Origin of the sequence: Sagittula sp. P11 (assembly GCF_002814095.1) — a bacterium.
Lineage (GTDB): Bacteria > Pseudomonadota > Alphaproteobacteria > Rhodobacterales > Rhodobacteraceae > Sagittula.
The window spans coordinates 2,526,383-2,545,500 of record NZ_CP021913.1 but is presented as its reverse complement, the minus strand read 5'-3'; the positions used below and the strand labels follow the sequence as shown (position 1 = coordinate 2,545,500).

General features: G+C 67.5%; 15 protein-coding genes. 10 read left to right on the top strand and 5 right to left on the bottom strand.

The window, feature by feature from the left end; genetic code table 11:
- Positions 1–13 precede the first annotated feature (13 nt).
- From CDO87_RS12245 to CDO87_RS12225, 5 genes are read left to right on the top strand one after another with little or no spacing between them, the layout of a single operon-like run.
- Positions 14–934: an ABC transporter permease gene (locus CDO87_RS12245; protein WP_100929038.1), complete on the top strand. Its 921-nt coding sequence runs from the start codon at positions 14–16 to the stop codon at positions 932–934.
- The gene (locus tag CDO87_RS12240) at positions 934–1,830 is read left to right on the top strand and encodes an ABC transporter permease (protein WP_100929037.1); all 897 of its coding nucleotides are present in this window, start codon (positions 934–936) and stop codon (positions 1,828–1,830) included. Before CDO87_RS12245 ends, CDO87_RS12240 begins: the two co-directional genes overlap by 1 nt.
- A complete protein-coding gene (locus CDO87_RS12235) occupies positions 1,827–3,566 on the top strand; it encodes an ABC transporter ATP-binding protein (protein ID WP_100929036.1) in 1,740 nt (579 codons plus the stop codon). The genes CDO87_RS12240 and CDO87_RS12235 overlap by 4 nt, the downstream gene beginning before the upstream one ends.
- Positions 3,563–4,492, top strand: a complete 930-nt coding sequence (locus tag CDO87_RS12230; protein ID WP_100929035.1) for a DUF6963 family protein — start codon at positions 3,563–3,565, stop codon at positions 4,490–4,492. The genes CDO87_RS12235 and CDO87_RS12230 overlap by 4 nt, the downstream gene beginning before the upstream one ends.
- On the top strand, positions 4,489–5,943 hold the full coding sequence (locus CDO87_RS12225; RefSeq protein ID WP_100929034.1) for an amidohydrolase family protein: 1,455 nt from the start codon (positions 4,489–4,491) through the stop codon (positions 5,941–5,943). The genes CDO87_RS12230 and CDO87_RS12225 overlap by 4 nt, the downstream gene beginning before the upstream one ends.
- A gap of 48 nt (positions 5,944–5,991) precedes the next feature.
- Here CDO87_RS12225 and CDO87_RS12220 read toward each other — a convergent pair whose 3' ends face one another.
- Both CDO87_RS12220 and CDO87_RS12215 read right to left on the bottom strand, forming a co-directional pair.
- On the bottom strand, positions 5,992–7,365 hold the full coding sequence (locus CDO87_RS12220) for an ATP-binding protein (RefSeq protein WP_100929033.1): 1,374 nt from the start codon (positions 7,363–7,365) through the stop codon (positions 5,992–5,994).
- Complete coding sequence (locus tag CDO87_RS12215) at positions 7,362–8,021, bottom strand: response regulator transcription factor (RefSeq protein WP_100929032.1); 660 nt, start codon at positions 8,019–8,021, stop codon at positions 7,362–7,364. Before CDO87_RS12215 ends, CDO87_RS12220 begins: the two co-directional genes overlap by 4 nt.
- A gap of 154 nt (positions 8,022–8,175) precedes the next feature.
- Here CDO87_RS12215 and CDO87_RS27220 point away from each other — a divergent pair, with 154 nt between their 5' ends.
- From CDO87_RS27220 to CDO87_RS12190, 5 genes are all read left to right on the top strand, one after another.
- Positions 8,176–8,454: a PepSY domain-containing protein gene (locus CDO87_RS27220; protein WP_254698091.1), complete on the top strand. Its 279-nt coding sequence runs from the start codon at positions 8,176–8,178 to the stop codon at positions 8,452–8,454.
- A gap of 202 nt (positions 8,455–8,656) precedes the next feature.
- A complete protein-coding gene (locus tag CDO87_RS12205; RefSeq protein WP_100929030.1) occupies positions 8,657–9,016 on the top strand; it encodes a hypothetical protein in 360 nt (119 codons plus the stop codon).
- A gap of 64 nt (positions 9,017–9,080) precedes the next feature.
- Positions 9,081–9,551, top strand: a complete 471-nt coding sequence (locus CDO87_RS12200) for a DUF2271 domain-containing protein (protein ID WP_100929029.1) — start codon at positions 9,081–9,083, stop codon at positions 9,549–9,551.
- A gap of 11 nt (positions 9,552–9,562) precedes the next feature.
- Positions 9,563–11,761 carry a PepSY domain-containing protein gene (locus tag CDO87_RS12195; protein ID WP_100929028.1) on the top strand — a complete coding sequence of 733 codons (2,199 nt, stop codon included), beginning with the start codon at positions 9,563–9,565 and terminating at the stop codon, positions 11,759–11,761.
- Positions 11,742–12,707, top strand: coding sequence for an FAD:protein FMN transferase (locus tag CDO87_RS12190; RefSeq protein ID WP_100929027.1), 966 nt, complete (start codon positions 11,742–11,744; stop codon positions 12,705–12,707). Before CDO87_RS12195 ends, CDO87_RS12190 begins: the two co-directional genes overlap by 20 nt.
- Positions 12,708–12,762: 55 nt before the next feature.
- Here CDO87_RS12190 and CDO87_RS12185 read toward each other — a convergent pair whose 3' ends face one another.
- The 3 genes from CDO87_RS12185 to CDO87_RS12175 all read right to left on the bottom strand — a co-directional run bounded on the left by CDO87_RS12185 (position 12,763) and on the right by CDO87_RS12175 (position 19,084).
- Positions 12,763–15,048 (bottom strand): arginine/lysine/ornithine decarboxylase, encoded by a 2,286-nt coding sequence (locus CDO87_RS12185; protein ID WP_100929026.1) that lies wholly within the window; start codon positions 15,046–15,048, stop codon positions 12,763–12,765.
- Positions 15,049–15,175: 127 nt separating this feature from the next.
- Positions 15,176–15,481 carry a MarR family transcriptional regulator gene (locus CDO87_RS12180; RefSeq protein WP_100929025.1) on the bottom strand — a complete coding sequence of 102 codons (306 nt, stop codon included), beginning with the start codon at positions 15,479–15,481 and terminating at the stop codon, positions 15,176–15,178.
- Between the two features lie 519 nt (positions 15,482–16,000).
- On the bottom strand, positions 16,001–19,084 hold the full coding sequence (locus CDO87_RS12175; RefSeq protein WP_198521707.1) for a transporter substrate-binding domain-containing protein: 3,084 nt from the start codon (positions 19,082–19,084) through the stop codon (positions 16,001–16,003).
- Between the last annotated feature and the right edge of the window lie 34 nt (positions 19,085–19,118).

The window sequence follows — 19,118 nt, the reverse complement described above, 5'->3', positions numbered from 1 at the left end:
AAGGAGACCGTCCATGGGCAAGTTCATCCTCCAGCGCCTGCTGGCCGCGCTCGTGACCATCTGGATCGCGACCATCGCGGTGACGATCCTGATCCACCTCGTGCCGGGCGATCCGGTGCGGATCATGTATGGCAGCTTCCAGACCACGCCCGAGGAACTGGAGGCGATCCGCGTCAGGCTTGGCCTCGATCAGCCGATCTGGACGCAGTACTTCATGTACCTCGAACGGCTGCTGCAGGGTGACCTGGGCCGGTCAATCGTCGGCGACCAACCGGTGCTCGATGTGCTCCTGACGCGCTTTCCGGCCACGCTGGCCCTGACTGTATCAAGCCTCGCCATCGCCATCGTCGTGGGCATGAGCCTCGGCTTCCTCGCGGCCTACAAGCGCGGAACATGGGTCGACGTGGGCGCGATGGTCCTCGCCATCGTCGGCGTGTCGATGCCGCACTTCTGGCTTGGTCTTCTGTTGCTGTTCCTCTTTGCCCTGCAACTGCAGTGGCTGCCCGTGGCGGGGGGTGACTGGCGAAGCCTGATCCTCCCCGCGCTGACGCTGGGCCTTGCCAATGCCGCCGTTCTGGCCCGCCTGACGCGCTCCGCAATGATCGACATCTTCGACCAGGACTTCATCCGCACCGCCCGCGCCAAGGGCCTGCCGCGCTCCATCGTGCTCTACCGTCATGCGTTGCGCTCCGGCCTCGTTCCGGTGGTGTCGATGCTGGGCCTGCAGTTCGCCTACCTTATGGGCGGCGCCATCGTGATCGAGAACGTCTTTGCCTGGAACGGTGTCGGGCGCCTCGCCATCGAGGCGGTGCTCTCACGGGACTATCCGCTCATCCAGGGTTTCATCCTCTTCTTTGCAACCGTGGTCGCGCTGGCATCCGTGGTGATCGACATCGCATATGCCTTCCTCGACCCCCGCATCCGGTATTCGTGATGATCCATTCATCCTCTACCGCCGAGCTGGCGGACGATCTGGCCACCGACTCCGCCGCGCGCAAGCGCAGCTTCTGGCGGGCGCTGGTGGCCAGCCCCTCGGGCCTCATCGGCCTCGTCATCGTGGCGGTCCTCATCGTCGCCGCCCTGACCGCCCCGTTGATCGCCCCCTTCGATCCGCTGCGCATGGCGGCCGGTCCAAGGCTTCAGGGCCCGTCAATGGATCACCTCATGGGCACCGACGACTTCGGCCGCGACGTGCTGAGCCGGATCATCTACGGCGCGCGGCTGACGCTGCAGATCGGGGTGATCGCGGTGGGCATCTCGCTGACCGCCGGCCTGCTTCTCGGGCTGGTCGCGGGCTACAGTTCCGGCTGGACCGAACGCATCCTGATGCGGCTGGTGGACGTGCTCTTCTCCTTCACCGAGATCGTCATCGCCCTCGCCTGCCTCGCCATCTTCGGCGTGGGCCTGACCAACGCGATGATCGCCATCGGCATCGCCTCGATCCCGTTCTATGCCCGGGTAACGCATTCCGTCGTACTGGTGGAGAAGGGCAAACCCTATTTCGAGGCCGCCATAGCGGCGGGCGCCGGGCACATGCGGCTGATCTTCCTGCACCTGCTGCCCAACGTGGTGCCGACCCTGATCGTGATCGGCACGCTGGGTGTCTCTACCGCGATTCTTGCCGCCGCCGGTCTGTCCTTCCTCGGCCTCGGCGCGCAGCCGCCGCAACCGGAATGGGGCTTCATGCTGTCCTCGTCGCGCGACCTCATCAGCCGCGCGCCGTGGATGATGATTTTTCCCGGTCTCGCCATCGCCATCACCGTCCTTGGGTTCAACCTTCTGGGTGACGGCATCCGCGAGGCCCTCGACCCGAGGCAGACAGAACGATGACACCAGATACCGACACACCCCTCCTGTCGGTCCGGGGGCTGACCATCTCCTTCGGCAAGGGGCGCAACCGCAACGTCGCGGTGCAGGACCTGAGCTACGACCTCCACCCCGGCGAAACGCTTGCCATCGTGGGCGAAAGCGGATCGGGCAAGAGCGTGTCCTCCATGGCGCTGCTGGGCCTCCTGCCGCCCGGATCGGCCAACGTCGAAACCGGCACGGCGACCTTCGACGGACGCGACCTGCTGACGCTCACCGACGAAGAGCTGCGCGGCATCCGGGGCGACCGGGTGACGATGATCTTCCAGGAGCCGATGACCTCCCTCACGCCGGTCCTGCGCATCGGCCAGCAACTGACGGAGGCGCTGATCGAGCACAAGGGCATGTCCCGCGCCGAGGCCGCAGCCCGGGGCCGCGAGATGCTGACCCTCGTCGGGCTCGACGACGCGCCCCGGCGGATGCGGCAATTCCCGCACGAACTGTCGGGCGGCATGCGCCAGCGGGTGATGATTGCCATGGCCATGTCTTCCGACCCGGCGATCCTGCTGGCGGATGAACCGACGACCGCGCTGGACGTGACCGTGCAGGCGCAGATCCTCGACCTGATGCGCGACTTGAAGACCCGCTTCGGCACCTCGATCATCCTGATCACCCACGACATGGGCGTGGTGGCCGAGATGGCCGACCGCGTCGTCGTCATGCGCAAGGGCCGCAAGATCGAGGAAGGCACCGTCCGAGAGATCTTCGAGGCGCCGCAACACGACTACACCAAGGCGCTTCTGGCCGCCGTTCCACGGCTCGGCGCCCATGCTGCGGCGGCGGAACCCCGGCAGGTGGTGGACAGCCCCGCCCGCCCCGGCGACCGGCTGCTGCATACCCGCGGCATGTGCAAGACCTTCCGCGAACGCGGCCTGTTCGTGGCGAAGGCCGGCGGCACGGCAGCGATGCAGGACGTGGGCTTCGACCTCGCGTCAGGTGAAACACTGGCACTGGTCGGCGAGAGCGGGTCGGGCAAGTCGACCACGGGGCGTGCGGTGCTCCGGTTGCTCGACCTCGACGAAGGCGTGATCGAGATCGGCGGCACGGACATGCGCAAGCTGTCGGGCAAGGCCGTCCGCAAGGCGCGGCGCGAAATGCAGATGATCTTTCAGGATCCGTTCGCCTCGCTCAACCCGCGCCTCAGCGCCGGGCGTCTGGTGGCGGAACCCATGGTGATCCACGGGCTGGCCAGTGGCAAGGACCTGCAGGACCGTACCGAGCAGCTCTTCCTGCGCGTCGGGCTGGAGGCGGACCACATGCGCCGCTTCCCGCACGAGTTTTCCGGCGGTCAGCGCCAGCGCCTCTCCATCGCCCGCGCCCTCTCGGTGAACCCGAAGCTGATCGTCGCGGACGAACCGACCTCCGCGCTCGACGTCAGCGTGCAGGCGCAGGTGCTGGAGTTGATGCTGGAGCTGCAACAAAGCATCGGCCTCGCCTATCTCTTCATCAGCCACGACATGGCGGTGGTGGAGGAGGTCGCCCATCGGGTCGCGGTCATGCGCCGCGGCCGGATCGTCGAGATCGGCCCACGGCAGGCGGTGCTGAACGACCCGCGCCACGCCTACACCAAGGCGCTGCTCGCCGCCGTCCCGGTGCCCGACCCGACCCGCACGCGCGGCACCCTGCCGACGCTCGACACGGACCGGTTGCCCATGGGGCCGCTGACCGAGATCGCTCCCCAACACATGGTGGCCAGTTGACTATTGGAATTGCAGTACATGCCCCCGGAGCCGCCCGCGCGGCACTGGCGGGTCTCGAAGCGGTCGAAGCCGTGGGACGCGGCGCGATAGGCGGATTTGTCAGCCTGTCGGTCATCACCCCCGACGGCGCGCTCCACAATCTGGGCGTCCAGAGGGGCGGCGCGCGGGCCATGCTGGCGGAGCCGCTGCTCGCCACGCTGGCAGCGGCGCATCTGGGCGTGCTCATGTCGTCGGGTCCTGACCGGCCCCAACCCCTTTCGCAGTTCACCCCGGCGGCGGCGGACGCGGGGCTGATGACCGGCCACCGCCTGCCCAACATGCCCGGCCCGGATGGCACCCCCCCGAACCTCGTGGCGTTGCAGGCCCTCCGCGAAGGGCTGTCCGCCGAAGAGGCGATCGCGCGCGCCCTCGGCGACGCGCCGGAGCTCGATGCCGGGCTGATCGCGATGACGCTTGGCGGGGACATCGCGCTTGCGAACTCCGCATCCGTCGCCACGCGCGACGACATCGGCGAGGCGTTGCTGGTCGAACCGGGCCTGTCCGTCGCGGTGATGCACAACTCGATCCTGCCGCACGAGGCTCTGGCCGATCTTGCCGTCTCCGCCATCCGCGACACGCTTTGGCCAAGGGACGCATGGACCGGATCGGGCACGGCCATCGGCCTGACGGTGCGCGACGGCAGCGCCGAACGCGCCCTGCTGATCGATACCGACACCGCCACGCCCCTGGCATTCGAGGCGGCCGGACCGGAGTGGCGGCGCGCCGAGTGGGAAGGTTGCCCGGTGCGCCGGGGCGATCCGGTGATCGCCGGGGGCCGGGTCGTCGGGAAGGTCATACAGGAGGCCTATTGCATCCTGCGCAACGGCAAAGTGACCAGCACGCGCGGCGGCCACACGATCACCTGGACACCGGGAGACACGGCATGAGCGGCGATTACGAATGCGATCTGCTGATCCGTGGCGCCTCCGTCTTCGACGGGACCGGCGCACCACCGATGACCTGTGACGTTGCTGTGGCAGGCGACCGGATCGTCGCGGTGGGCTCCGGCCTGACGCTCTCCGCACGCGAAGAGGTGCAGGCCGAAGGGCTGGCCCTTGCCCCCGGTTTCATCGACGTCCACACGCATGACGATCTGGCCGCCATGTCGCTGGACTCCAGCCTGCCAAAGCTGAGCCAGGGCGTGACCACCGTGGTGACCGGCAACTGCGGCATCAGCCTCGGGCCCACCCCGCTCGGACGCCGCGACATGGTCGTCCCACCGCTCGACCTGATCGCAACGAAGGACGAATACCGCCATGAGACTTTCGGGGATTTTCTGGCCGCCGTCCGCGCCACAGGCCCTGCGCTGAACGTCGTCCCGCTGGTCGGCCACACTGTGCTGCGCGCAAGGGCTGTCGACGACCTGACCGGCCCCGCAACCAGTTACGAGGTCGAGGCCATGCGGCGCGATCTGGTCGCCGCTCTGGATCAGGGGGCCGCGGGCCTGTCCACCGGCCTCGCCTATCCGCCCGCCAAGGCCGCCACCACCGGTGAGGTCCTCGCGCTGGTCCGCGAGGTCGCCGCCGCAGGCGCCCTCTGGACGACGCACATGCGGGACGAGCGGACCGGCGTGGTGTCCGCCGTGGCAGAGACCATCGACATCGCCCGCCGCAGCGGCGCGCGCACGTTGATCTCTCACCACAAATGCTGCGGCGAGGCGGCGTTCGGCCTGTCCCGGACAACGCTCGCGATGATCGAGGACGCGCGGCAGGACATCACGCTCGATATCGACGTCTATCCCTATACCGCCAGTTCCACTGTGCTGATCGAAAGCTTCGCGCGGGACAGCCGCCGGGTGACCGTAAGCTGGTCGGACCCGCATCCCGAAATGGCCGGTCGCGACCTGAGCGAGATCGCAGGGATTTGGGGCATCCCCGAGATGGAAGCGCTCGACCGGCTGCGCCCGGGCGGCGCGATCTATCACCAGATGGATGACGGCGACCTTGAACGCATCCTCGCATGGCCCCCGTCGCTTGTGGGCTCCGACGGACTGCCGCGTGACCGAAGACCGCATCCCCGGCTCTGGGGCGCCTTCCCGCGGGTGCTGGGCCACTACGTGCGCGACCGGTCCCTTCTGACCCTGGCAACGGCCATCGCCAAGATGACCGGCCAGACCGCAGATGTTCTGGCGCTTCCCGACCGCGGGCGGATTGCCGAAGGCGCCGCCGCCGACCTGGTGCTGTTCGATCCCAGCCGCATCCGCGATGCCGCCAGTTTCGAAGACCCAACCCGCCCGGCGGAGGGCATCGTGTCGGTCTACCTCAACGGCAAGCTCGCCTATCGCCCGGAAACCCCTGGCACATCGCCATGCGGCAGGCTGCTGGCCCGCGCTTCGTAATTCGCGCATGACGGGCTCCGAACGGCGTACAGCACCCGCAAAGGCGTTCTAGCCCCGATGGTCGCCGCGTTCGAAGCTGCTGTCATCCGGCGAAGGCGCCACCGGCAGGTCCAGCCGGGCTTCGAACCCGGTGCTCTGGCCCGGTCGGGGAGAGCTCAGGGTCAACCGGCTCCCGCTGCGCTCCGCGATGGCAGAGACGATGGCCAGCCCCAACCCGCTGCCTTCGGGGTCATCGGCGGCCCGCTCGAAGCGCCGCGTCAGGCGGGCCAGCTTTTCGGCGGCTACGGGCGGGCCGTCGTTGGCAACGCTCAGCGTGCCCCCCTGCGTCAGGCGCACCTCGACCGGCTGGCCCTTGTCCCCGTGGCGGTGCGCATTCTCGATCAGGTTCCGGCAGAGAATGGCCAGCATGTCGGGATCGAGGTCGGACAGAACCGGATCCGGCGGCAGGGTCAAGCGGATGTCAGGACCGCCCGGCGCCCGCCCGATGTCATCCGCCACGATCCGGACCACAGGACGCAGGTCCGCCCTTTCCGGCAGCCTCAGCCGGCCGCCCTCGGCCCGGGCAAGCTGCATCAGCCGCTCCGAAAGCCGGGTGAGCCGCTTGAGCGTTGCCTCGATCCCGGACGCGCGCTCTTTCAGCTTCGGATCGTCGGTCTCGGCCCGCAGCCTCTGCACCTGCGCGATGGCCCCGGCCAGCGGTGTCCTCAGTTCATGCGCCGCGTTGGAGGCAAAGCTGCGCTCCGCCTCGAACGCCGCCTGCAGCTGACCGAACAGCCGGTTCAACGTCTCGGCCAGCGGCGCCAACTCAGACGGCAGGTCCAGCGCCGGGACAGGCGTCAGGTCGCGGGGCGTGCGGGCCTCCAGCCGGTTGCGGAAGCGGCGCAACGGGCCAAGGCTTTCGCGCACGGCGAGGAAGATCGCCAGCAGCGCCACGGGCAGCACGATCAGCAGCGGCAGGCCCAGCCCCATCTGGATCTCGCCCGCGACCTCGGCACGATGGCCCAGCGGCTCGGCCACGGTGATGCGGATGGTGCCGCTGACCGCCTCGTCATTGTAGAACCGATGCGTCGCCGTCTTGCGGAAGCCGCGGCCGTCATAGGGCGGGAACACCGCCGGGTCGGCGGCATGGGACTGCAGCAGGACGGTGCCCCCGGCGTCCCGAACGACATAGGTGAAATGTTCGTCATGACCGCGCAGCGCCGCCAGCCGCTGCGTGACGCCGTCCGTGTCGCGGCTGACGATATCGATGACCGCCAGCGGCAGGATGCGCTCCGCCGTCTCGCGCAGCGCGGAATCGAACACCTCGTCGATCTCGTGCCGCAGGCCGATGGCCGTGATCGTGGCCGCACCGATCCAGATGGTTGTCAGCAGCACGCCCAGCGACAGGGCCAGCCGGGTCAGAAGGCTGCGCGGTCGCCTCATGCGCGACCCAGCCGGTAGCCGAGGCCACGTTCCGTCTCGATCACCGCCGGCCCCAGTTTCTTGCGCAGGCGGCTGACGTGCACCTCGATTGTGTTGCTCTCGATCTCCGCGCCGAAGGCATAGAGCTTGTCCTCCAGTTGCGCCTTGGACAGGAGCTGGCCGGGCCGGGACAGGAAGGCCTCGAACAGCGCCCACTCGCGCGCGGTCAATTGCACCGGCCTGCCGTCGCGGGTGATGCTGCGGGCCGCAAGGTCGATGGCCAGCGGACCGTGCGTGACGATCGGATTGGGGTTGCCGGTGTAGCGCCGCGCGACAGAGCCGATCCGCGCCGACAGTTCGTCCAGGTCGAAAGGCTTCACGAGATAGTCGTCCGCGCCCGCGTTCAGCCCCGCAATCCGGTCGGACACCTGGTCCAGCGCGGTCAGGATGATGACCGGCGTGACATCGCCGCCGGTGCGCAGCGCCCTTAGAAAGTGAAGCCCGAGGCCATCGGGCAGCATCAGGTCCAGGAGGATCAGGTCGTAGGCCGCGTTGCGGATCGCCTCGCGCGCCTCGTCCAGACGTTTCACCCAGTCCGCAGAATGCCCGTCGCTGGCGATCTGGTCGCGCGTGGCGGCGCCCAGGACATGGTCGTCTTCGATCAGCAGGATGCGCATGGTGGCCGTCTTCCTCTCGGTTGCAGCATCCTTGGCTTGCCGGGCTGACACAAGGCTGACAAACCGCGCACCCTCGCTTCAGCTTGCCGTCAGCTTCGTGTTGGAGTGTGGAGGCCAGTCCGGCATCGCCCGGCCACGACAAGGAGATCGGCCCGTGAAGACGACATGCGCAGTTCTGGCCGTTCTCGCCACGGCCTTGGCGGGTCCGGTCCGGGCGGACGACGACTGCTATGTGCCGATGGCCGACTGGCAGCCACGCGGAGCCGTCGCAAAGCTGGCAGAGGACAACAACTGGACCGTACGCCGGATCAAGATCGACGATGGCTGCTACGAGGTCCGCGGACAGGACGCGGACGGACGGCGGATCGAGGTCAAGATCAACCCTCAGACGCTTGAGATCGTGGAGTTCGAACTGAAGCGCGACGACGACTGAACGGCGCACACCTGCTCCTCCTGAACATCCATGACCCTCAACCCGACAGGCCCCGCCTGCCGGGCATTTCCGCGTCTTTTCCCGACAAGCGCGGTCTTCCGACAAACCTGACGGAAAGCTGAAGGCCTATCTGCCGATCCGTCAGGCTGCGCTCAGACACGGCCCCCAGATTGGTCTTATCCCGCGACAAGGAGACCACGCGATGAAAAAGACCCTCGCCATTCTGACCGGCACCACCCTTCTGGCCGCTGCCATCGGCATTCCCACCTGGAGCGCGATGGCTTCCCCCGGACGCACACCGGCCGAGACCGTCCGGACACTGTTCGAAGACGGTGCAGCCGGTCGTGCCTTCCACCTCGCCGACTGGGACGGCGATGACGATGACGACGACGATCACGACTGCCGGGCATCCTACGGCGATGACGACGATGACCACGACGACGATGACGACGATGACGACTGCGGCAACACGGCGATGAACCCGGCGCCCGCAGGCACTGTCACGCCCCCGCAGAACGGTCTCTTCGGCAACGGCGCCGCGCCGCAGGTCGAAATGAAGTGATCCGCACGGCGCGGCGCAGGACGTGCCGCGCCCGAACCCCTTTCCCGAACACCGGAGTCCCCTGATGAAAAGCCTGACCGCCGCTCTTGCGCTCTGCACCGCGTTGTCCGCACCCGCCGCCGTCGCCGCCCGTCCCGTCACCCTCAACACGACGCTGAACCCCTATGGCGGGGACGGCGCCTACCTCAGCCTCTATGTCACCGATGCCTCCGGCAAATATGTCGGCAGCCTCTGGATGGCTGGCAGAAAGTCCAAGTACTACAAGCACCTGACCGACTGGTTTCGCGCCACTGGCGGCGACAGCGCACAGATCGACGGGATCACCGGAGCCAGCGTCGGCGCGGGCCGCACCTTGAGTGTGACGCTCGACCTTGCCGATGCGCTGTTCGACGCGGGCTACACCCTGCACGTCGACGCCGCGGTCGAGGACATGCGCGACAGCCCGAACGAAATCGCGGTGCCGTTGACCTCGGGCGACCAGGGCACGGCGACGCGGGGCCGTCGCTACGTCGCACAGTTCAGCTACGAGATGTGAGGCAAAAGGGCATGATCCGCGCGCTTCACCGCTGGCCGGGCCTTGTGGCGCTGGCCCTCCTGACCGTGCTTGTGCTGAGCGGCGCGGCGCTCTCGGTCTTTCCCGTGGCCGAACGGCTGTCGGCCCCGGCCACCGATCCGGGGCTTTCGGTGGCCACGCTGGCCGAACGCATCAGCGTCCAGTTCCCGGGCGTCGAGCAGATCCGGCGCGCACCTTCCGGCAAGATCACCGCCTACTGGTTCGATCTCGGCACGCCCGGTTCCGCGATCGTCGACCCCGACACCGGCAAGGCGGTGGCCGACGCCGATCCGAACCCGGCCGTGCGCTGGCTGACCAACCTTCACCGCTCGCTCTTCCTCGGGGACGCGGGGCGCATCGTCACGGCGCTTGGCGCAGCGGCCATGTTGTTGCTGTCGGCCTCCGGCGCTGCGCTGGTGGCACGGCGGGCAGGCGGATGGCACCGTTGGTTCTCGCGCACGCAGGGCCCGGCAGCGGGCCGGTGGCACACCATGCTCGCACGGGTGGCCGTTCCGGCATTCGTGCTGTCGTCCGCCACCGCACTGTGGATGACCGCCTCGACCTTCGGCCTTCTGCCTGAAGCCGGGCCCTTGCCCATCCCGGAGACGATCAGCGGCCAGAACGGCGCCGCCTTCCACGACATGGAGACGCTGACGGATCTGCCGGTTACCGCCCTGCGCGAACTGACCTTTCCCTACCCCGGCGACACTTCCGACGTCTTCACCCTGAAGACCGACCGCGGCACCGGGTACGTCGATCAGGGCACGGGCAGCCTCCTGGCATGGACTCCGCTTTCCCTGACAGAGCGGGTCTCGGAGCTTGTATTCACGCTGCATACCGGACAGGGCGCTGCCGTGCTGGGCCTTCTGCTGGGGCTCATGGCGCTTGGCGTACCGGCAATGGGGGTGACCGGTCTGCTCATCTGGCGGGCCGGAGCGCGCGGGCGGCCCCGCATTGCGGCGAACGCCACCGCTAGCGAGGCCGACACCATCCTGCTGGTCGCCAGCGAGGGCGGCACGACATGGGGCTTTGCCGCCACCCTGCACGCCGCGCTGACCGACGCAGGCCAGAGGGTTCACACAGCACCGCTGTCCAGCCTCGCGCCGCATCGCTATACCTCGGCCCGGCGCATTGTCATAATGGCCGCCACCTACGGCAACGGCGACGCCCCCGCCACGGCCAAGGGCGCGCTGGACCGGCTGGCAGCACAGACCGCCGACATTCCACTGGCCGTGCTCGGCTTCGGCGACAGCGGCTTCCCGGAGTTCTGCGGCTTTGCCCGCACCCTCGCGGTTACGGCAGAGAACGCCGGCTGGCCACTGCTCCTGCCCTTCGACACCGTGGACCGGCAATCGCCGCAGGACTTCGAACGCTGGGGCCATGCGCTTGGCGACGCGATAGGGCGCGACCTGACGCTGAACCACCAGCCCGTCCGCCCGGCGACGGAAACGCTCAGGCTGGTGTCGCGCCGGGACTACGGGGCAGAGGTCCAGGCACCCACCTCCATTCTGCGGTTCGCCCTTCCCCCCGCGTCCCTTTGGCAGCGGCTGACCGGCAAGGGCCTTGCTGGTTTCCGGGCGGGCGATCTCATCGGCATCCTTCCGGACGGGTCACAGGTGCCGCGCTTCTACTCCCTGGCCTCCGGCGCCCGGGACGGGTTTGTCGAGATCGTGGTACGCAGGCATCCCGGCGGGCTGTGTTCCGGCATGCTGACCGCGCTCACGCCCGGCGAAACGGTCAACGCTTTCCTGCGCCGCAACCCGGCTTTCCATCCCGGACGGGGACGCAAACCTCTGCTCCTCATCGGGGCAGGCACGGGGGTCGCGCCGCTGGCCGGGTTTCTGCGGTCCAATGCGAAACGGCGCCCCATGCATCTGTTTTTCGGCCTGCGCGATCCGAAAAGCGATCTGCTCTACGGTGAGGAATTGTCGGACTGGGCGAGGGAGAGGCGGCTGGCCCGCCTCGTCACCGCCACGTCGCGCGGCGGGCACCCGCGCCATGTGCAGGATGCCCTGCGCGACGATGCTGCCGAGGTGGCCCGCCTCATCCAGAGCGGCGCGAAGGTCATGGTCTGTGGCGGGCGTCAGATGGCCGAGGGCGTGCGCGCCGCGCTGACCGATATCCTTGCCCCGACCGGCCTGAGCCCGGCCACACTGAAAGCCCAGGGACGCTATGCAGAAGATGTCTACTGACCCGATCCGACACGCCCTCCACGGCCCGACCATGGGCACCCGCTGGTCCGCCGTTTTCCACGCAACAAGGGGATTCGACGTTGCCCCCCTTCGCGCCGCCCTGCAAACCGCGGTGGAGGAGGTCGACGCACAGATGTCGACCTGGCGGGCCGACAGCGACCTGATGCGCCTGAACGCGGCGCCGGTCGACCGTTGGGTGCCTATGCCCGACCACCTGGTTGCCGTCCTGAGACTGGGCCTGGAGATCGGGCAGCAGACGGGCGGCGCCTTTGACGTGGGTCTTGGCGACGCGGTCACGGCCTGGGGCTTCGGCCCGGCAGACGCCGCGCCGGACGCGATCCGCGCCGCCATGGACCGCAGGCGCACAGCAGCCTCAGACGCGGTCGAGATCGGCGCGTCCGCCGTGCGCAAGCGTGTACCGCTGGCGCTGGACCTCAACGGGATCGCCAAGGGCTACGGCGTCGACCGGCTGGCCGAGACGCTTCTCCGGTTCGGGATCGCGAACGGCCTCGTCGGGATCGACGGGGAACTGCGCGCACTGGGGCTGCGCCCCGACAGGAGCCCCTGGAGCGTCGCCGTCGAAACACCCGATCACGGGCACCGCGCCGCCCATTCCGTCCTGATGCTGGAGGACGCCGCTGTCGCCACTTCCGGCGATTACAGGCATTGGATCGATCTCGGCACACGCCGCCTGTCCCACACGATGGACCCGACCCGGGGCGCGCCGCTGTCCGCGCCGCCTGCATCGGTCACGGTCGTGGCAAAGACCTGCGCAGAGGCGGACGCCTGGGCGACCGCGCTGATGGTGCTGGGTGTGGTGAAGGGCATCGCCCTCGCCGAAAGGCATGGCCTGGACGCTCTGTTCCTGCAACGGTCGCCGGGCGGGCAAATCGAAAGTGTCGCGACGGGTCGGGTCTTCGCGGAGCTGGCCCTGCAAAATGTATAGCGCCCGCTCCTGCAGGAACGGGCGCCACACGTGATGTCACGTCCAGTGCACTTACCTATTCGGCGACGCAGTCCGCGAAGTAGTGGACGACACCGTTCTCGCCCACCTCCTGCACCAGCCCGTGGATGTCGGTCTCGAACCCCGGGCATTCGCGTGCGAAGTCCCGGTTGAAGCGCAGGTAGTCCACGATCTTGGCGTTGAAGACCTCGCCCGGGATCAAAAGCGGGATACCCGGCGGGTACGGCGTCACCAGCGACGTGGTCACGCGGCCCTCCAGCTCGTCGATCGGCACGCGCTGGGTCGTGCGGCGCGCGATGTGCGAGAACGCCTCGGACGGGGTCATCGCCGGGTGGTGGTCGCTCAGGTAGATCTCCGTCGACAGGCGGGCCACGTCATACTTTGCATACATCGTGTGTACGTGCTGGCAGAGGTCCTTCAGGCCCATCTTCTCGTACCGGCGCTGTGCGGCGCAGAACTCCGGCATGACGCGCCACAGCGGGTTGTTCCGGTCGTAGTCGTCCTTGAACTGCTGCAACGCCGCCAGAAGCGTATTCCACCGGCCCTTGGTGATGCCGATGGTGAACATGATGAAGAAGGAATAAAGCCCGGTCTTCTCGACCACGACGCCATGTTCGGTCAGGTACTTCGACACGATGGAGGCCGGGATGCCCTCGTCCGAGAACAGACCGTCGATGTTCAGGCCCGGCGTGATGATCGTCGCCTTGATCGGGTCGAGCATGTTGAACCCGCGGGCCATGTCGCCAAAGCCGTGCCACGCATCCTCGCCCGAACTTTCGACGCCCTCGCTGTCGGTCTTCTTCAGCTCCCAGTCCTTGGCGCGGCCGATGCCTTCCTCGGCCAGCGTGTCCGGCCCCCAGACCTGGAACCACCAGTCGTTGCCGAACTCCTCGTCGACCTTGCGCATCGCCCGGCGGAAATCGAGCGCCTCGTCGAGGCTCTCCTCCACCAGCGCGGTGCCGCCCGGAGGCTCCATCATCGCTGCAGCCACGTCGCAGGACGCGATGATCGAATACTGCGGCGAGGTCGAGGTGTGCATCAGGTACGCCTCGTTGAACAGATGGCGGTCCAGCTTCGTCTCTTCGCTGTCCTGCACCAAAACGTGGCTCGCCTGCGAAATCCCGGCCAGCAGCTTGTGCACCGACTGCGTGACGTAGGTCACCGATTTCTTGCTGCGTTCCCGCTTGCGCCCCATGGCGTGATAGGTGCCGTAGAACGGGTGGAAGGCCGCGTGCGGCAGCCAGGCCTCGTCGAAATGCAGGTTCTCGATCCAGCCGTCCAGCATGCCCTTGATGACCTCGGTGTTGTAAAGCACGCCGTCATAGGTCGATTGGGTCAGGGTCAGGATGCGCGGCTTGACCGTCTCCGGGTCGACGCCTTCCAGCAGCGGGTTGGCGCGGATCTTGGCCTTGATCGCCTCCGGCTCGAACTCCGACCGCTGGATCGGTCCGATGATGCCCCAGTGGTTGCGGGTGGGCTTCAGGAAGACCGGGATCGCGCCAGTCATGATGATCGAGTGCAGGATCGACTTGTGGCAGTTGCGGTCCACCACCACCACGTCGCCCGGCGCAACGGTATGGTGCCAGACCATCTTGTTCGAGGTCGAGGTGCCATTGGTCACGAAGAAGCAGTGGTCGGCGTTGAAGATCCGCGCCGCGTTCTTCTCCGACTCGCCGATGGCCCCGTTGTGGTCCAGAAGCTGGCCCAGCTCCTCCACCGCGTTGCACACGTCGGCGCGCAGCATGTTCTCGCCGTAGAACTGGTGGTACATCTGCCCGATGGGCGACTTCAGGAACGCCACGCCGCCCGAGTGCCCAGGGCAGTGCCACGAGTAGGACCCGTCCTCGGCGTAATCCAGAAGCTCCTTGAAGAATGGCGGCTGGATGTATTCGAGGTAGCTTTTCGCCTCGCGGATGATGTGCTTGGCCACGAACTCCGGCGTGTCCTCGAACATGTGGATGAAGCCGTGCAGCTCACGCAGGATGTCGTTTGGCAAATGGCGCGAGGTCTTGGTTTCGCCATAGACGTAGATCGGCACGTCGGCATTCTTCCAGCGCACTTCCTCGATGAACTTGCGCAGGTTCAGCACAGCCGGGTCCAGATCGGGCCCGGGGGTGAATTCCTCGTCGTCGATGGACAACACGAACGCAGAGGCGCGGCTTTGCTGCTGGGCGAACTGGCTCAGGTCACCGTAGCTGGTGACGCCGAGCACCTCGAACCCTTCGCTTTCAATGGCTTGGGCCAAGGCGCGGATGCCAAGGCCGGATGTGTTTTCGGATCGGAAATCCTCGTCGATGATGACGATGGGAAAGCGGAATTTCATGAGTCACTCCTCGGGACCGGCCCTGAACGGACGCGCGGCGTCCACTCGTTGTTTCTGCCTGAGGCTGCATCGTCAAGGGGGGCGCGCCCGGCGTTGCCCGGCGCGATCCGGCCGAGGCCGCCCGGCGTCAGACGCCCAGCGGTTTGTCCGTCAGCCGGTAGACCTTGGTCTTTCTCTGCGGGGCCACTTCGATATAGCCCAGCTCGAGCAACCGCTTGAGCGACCTGTGGAAGGTCGCGTGCTTCATGTCGCAGACGACACCGTCGGTCCTGACCTGTTCCGAACTCACCTCGCCCCCGCCCGACACGGCCGCGACGGAGTGGAACGCATAAAGGAGGTCGCGCTCGTTCCGCGACAGCTCGGCGAGTCCGATGTCCTTTTCCATTTGCCAAAGCGCTTCACGCAGCTTGGCCATACCTGAAAGCGACGACATAGCGTATCCAAACTCGAAATTTACGTTTTTGCTACAAAGTATGCCCGCCCCGAACAAGGTTGCAAAAACGCAATCCCGTGATTTCCGACAGCCATTTCCTCACGCAATTGGAAAAAACAAGCATGTCAGCAGCAGGTTTCCGCCGAACGGGCAGAATTGCCCGCTCTGGATGCGAAAGAAACAGAAATGTGTCAGCTCACTTGGCACGATACGACGTTCACTTGCGAAAACCCGCAACTGTCCGGGTTGCACGCGGACCGTCCAAGTCGGAGATCGGGCAGACCGAGTCGTGGGGCAAGCGGACCGCGCAGGGCACCCGGTCATGCCCGGTGCGGTCATCTCGCCACCTCTCAGGGACCTGTCGAAAAGACCTGCCCCCTCTCAGATAAAGACCATTCCGATATTTTCCTGAAAAGCGGTTGAACGCAACCAGAAAGTGCAATGCACCTTGATAAACACTCATAGATGTAAAGCAGTGGCCAAGGCCGCCTCACCTCATCCCATACAGATGCTTGTGGATCAGAGCGGCGATGGCGGCTGCGTTGCCCGAAGCGCCCGCCGCAGCACCCGCGACAGTTCCACGGGCCGGCAGGGTTTGCGGATCAGCGGCGCCGTCGCGTTACCCATGTTCTCGCGCGTGATGCCGGTGTAGCCGGACATGTAGACGACGGGCACGTCCGGCCGCACCCCCTGCACCCGGCGCACCAGATCGAAGCCACCGATCCCTCCGGGCATGACCACGTCGGTCAGGAGAAGGTCGAAACACGCCGGATCGGCATTGACGAGGTCGAGTGCCGCCCGCCCCGTCGGCGCCGTCAGGACACGGTAGCCCAGCGACTTCACCATCTCCGAGGTCAGGGTCAGCAGGTCGCGTTCGTCCTCGACGATCAGCACGCATTCCCCCGCGCCCTTCTCGATCTGTCCCGCGGTCTCCTCCCCCGCCTCCTCGGGCATGTCGCCGCCCGGCAGCCTGAGGATCACGGTCGCGCCCTGCCCCGGCGTGCTCTCGATCACCAGCTCGCCGTCCGACTGCTCGACAAAGCCATAGACCATCGAAAGGCCCAGTCCGGTGCCGCCCTCGCCGCCCTTGGTCGTGAAGAACGGGTCCGTGGCGCGTTTGCGCACCTCCGGCGTCATGCCCGGGCCATCGTCCTCCACCGCGATCTCCACCCGGTCGAAACCGCTCGCGTCGGGCGCCGTCGCACAGGCGCGCACGACGATCCGCCCGCTTTCCGCCGCGCCCAGGATCGCGTCCCTGCTGTTCAGCACGAGGTTCAGGAGCGCGTTCTCAAGCTGGGCGGGATCGCAGACCACCCAGAGGTCGGGCTCGGGAAAGGCGGTCTCGAGCGTCACGGATTTTTCCAGGAGCGGCCCGGCCAGGTCCCGCAGCTCGCGCAGGATACGGGCAACGGACACGGCGTCGGGCGCGGCAGGCTGGCGCTTGGCAAAGGCCAGCAGACGGCCGGTCAGCAGGCTGCCCCGCTCGACAGAGGCCAGCGCCTTGTCGAGAAAATCCTTCTGCGTCGCGTCCGCCGACATGCTGGCCAGTTGCGCCGCGTACTGGATCGTGGCGAGGATGTTGTTGAAATCGTGCGCCACCCCGCCGGTCAGCTGCCCCAGCGCGTCGAGCCGCCCGGCCCGCTCCGCCTGCTGACGCACCTTTTCCTGTTCGGTCACGTCCTCGATCACCAGCACCGTGGACAGGTCCGACTGCGCAGGCGCATCCACTGGCGAGCTTGAGATCCGGACATAGCGCCTCGGGTCCGTCTCGCCGGTCCTCAGCACCGCCCGTTCCGACACGATCTCCGACCCGGCGCGGGCGCGCTGGACAGGATCGGCGGAGGACAGGAGCGGCAGGTCGTCGTCCGCCCCCACAAACGACACGTTCTCCGGCCAGTCCGCGGGCCATGTGTCGGCACGCAGGCCCAGCAAGCCCACGGCGCCGGGGTTGGCAAAGGCGATGCGCCCGTCGCGGCGCAGGCCGACGATGGCGGCACGCGTCGCGTTCAGGATGGCCCCCAGCCGCAGGGTGATGCGCCGCAGATCGTCCGCCTGCGCCTCTACCCGGTGCTGCGCCCGCTTCGACTGGACAAGGAAGGCAAGCGGGATGAGCACCGCAAGCGCAATGGCGATCCCCAGCGCAAGGCGCGTCCGGGCGGGCGTCCAGAACACCGGATCGCCCAGCCAGCGGTCGCGCAGGGCGATGTATTCCTCGGAAGACAGGTAGCCCGGGATGACCGCATCCAGCCGTTCCCGCACCTCCGGCAGGCCAAGGCGCAACGCGACGGCCCGCTGCGAGACCTCGAAGGGCGGCTGGATCTCCCGCACATCCTGGCTTCTCCCGGAGCGGGCGAGCGCCTCGCGCGCGGGGACGCTGGCATAAAGCACCGCGTCCACCTCTCCGCGCAGAAGACCGTCGAACAGCCCGAACTCGTCCGGGTAGGTGGAAAGCGTCAGCCCGCCGTGGTTCTGCGCCAGTTGCGCCGCGTAGTTGTTCTCGCGCACGCCGACCGGGCGCCCCTCCAGATCGTCGAGACCCTTCACATCGTCGCCCTCGCCCGCGCGCATGAAAATCGCGTAGGGCGACTGCTGGATCGGAATGGAAAAATCCATCGTCTGCTGCTTTTCGCCGGTCACGCTGATCGGGGGCAGCAGGTCGTAGCGCCCCGGGCCCGGTCCCTGCGCCCATTCCTCGACCGTGATCCCCTTGTACTGCAGCGCCAGCCCCGCCCGCGCCGCCAGCCCGCGCAGCGTCTCTACCCCGTAGCCGGTGAAGGTGCCGTCCCCGTTGACCACCTGGTAGGGCGGGAAATGGGTCACGCCGACGGTCAGCACCTCGGGCGCGGGTTCCGGCGGGACCATGTTCCACCATTGCAGCAGGTCGGCCAGGGTGCCGTCCGCACGCATCCCGTCGAGGGCGCGGTTGATCCGGGGCATCAGGTCGGCCCGGTCGGGCGACAGGGCGACGTAGTGCAATTCCCGGCGCAGCGGTTCGCCGGCAATGCGGATCCGGTAGTCGAGCCGCGACTTGCGCAGGAAATCCACCCCGGCCTTGTGCAGCGCGACGACCCCGTCCACCTGCCCGACCAGAAGCGCGGCGAAGGCTGCCGACACCGTGTCAAAAGCCACCACCTCGGCCCGTCCCTGAAGGTCGGCCAGATCGCTCCAGGCGGTGTCGCGCAGGACACCGATGCGCCGGCCCGCCATGCTTTCCATGGTGGTGTCGGACCGCGCCTCGCTCCGGACGAAAAGATAGACGGCGGTTTCGGCAATCGGCTCCGACAACAGTACATTGCCGCGCAGGATCGGCAGATCGACAACACCGGCGATCATGTCGGTCTCGCCCGCGGCCTGGGCGGCAAGCGCCGCCGGGTAGGTCGGATACCGGCGGAACTCCACCTCCAGATCCGCCCTGCTGCCGATCTCGAGGGCCAGCTCGGCGAAGAAACCCGTCAGCCCGGTATCCGTCTGTTCGTAGACCCCGCTCAGCGGGCCCCACGGCACCACGACCCTGTCCTCCGCCGCGGTCTGAGCGGCGGCCGGGAAGGCGTGGATCAAGGCAACCGCCGCGGCCAGAAGGACGCGGACAAGCAGGCGTAACATGGGACGGTCCCGTATGACGTGTGCAACCAGTGAC

Excerpts from the sequence above, each read along its gene's own strand:
- CDO87_RS12245 (WP_100929038.1), top strand. The coding sequence starts at position 14 with ATGGGCAAGTTCATCCTCCAGCGCCTGCTGGCCGCGCTCGTGACCATC.
- CDO87_RS12185 (WP_100929026.1), bottom strand. The coding sequence starts at position 15,048 with ATGAAATTCCGCTTTCCCATCGTCATCATCGACGAGGATTTCCGATCC.
- CDO87_RS12180 (WP_100929025.1), bottom strand. The coding sequence starts at position 15,481 with ATGTCGTCGCTTTCAGGTATGGCCAAGCTGCGTGAAGCGCTTTGGCAA.
- CDO87_RS12215 (WP_100929032.1), bottom strand. The coding sequence starts at position 8,021 with ATGCGCATCCTGCTGATCGAAGACGACCATGTCCTGGGCGCCGCCACG.
- CDO87_RS12190 (WP_100929027.1), top strand. The coding sequence starts at position 11,742 with ATGCAGAAGATGTCTACTGACCCGATCCGACACGCCCTCCACGGCCCG.
- CDO87_RS12195 (WP_100929028.1), top strand. The coding sequence starts at position 9,563 with ATGATCCGCGCGCTTCACCGCTGGCCGGGCCTTGTGGCGCTGGCCCTC.
- CDO87_RS12220 (WP_100929033.1), bottom strand. The coding sequence starts at position 7,365 with ATGAGGCGACCGCGCAGCCTTCTGACCCGGCTGGCCCTGTCGCTGGGC.
- CDO87_RS12240 (WP_100929037.1), top strand. The coding sequence starts at position 934 with ATGATCCATTCATCCTCTACCGCCGAGCTGGCGGACGATCTGGCCACC.
- CDO87_RS12205 (WP_100929030.1), top strand. The coding sequence starts at position 8,657 with ATGAAAAAGACCCTCGCCATTCTGACCGGCACCACCCTTCTGGCCGCT.
- CDO87_RS12225 (WP_100929034.1), top strand. The coding sequence starts at position 4,489 with ATGAGCGGCGATTACGAATGCGATCTGCTGATCCGTGGCGCCTCCGTC.
- CDO87_RS12200 (WP_100929029.1), top strand. The coding sequence starts at position 9,081 with ATGAAAAGCCTGACCGCCGCTCTTGCGCTCTGCACCGCGTTGTCCGCA.
- CDO87_RS12235 (WP_100929036.1), top strand. The coding sequence starts at position 1,827 with ATGACACCAGATACCGACACACCCCTCCTGTCGGTCCGGGGGCTGACC.
- CDO87_RS12175 (WP_198521707.1), bottom strand. The coding sequence starts at position 19,084 with ATGTTACGCCTGCTTGTCCGCGTCCTTCTGGCCGCGGCGGTTGCCTTG.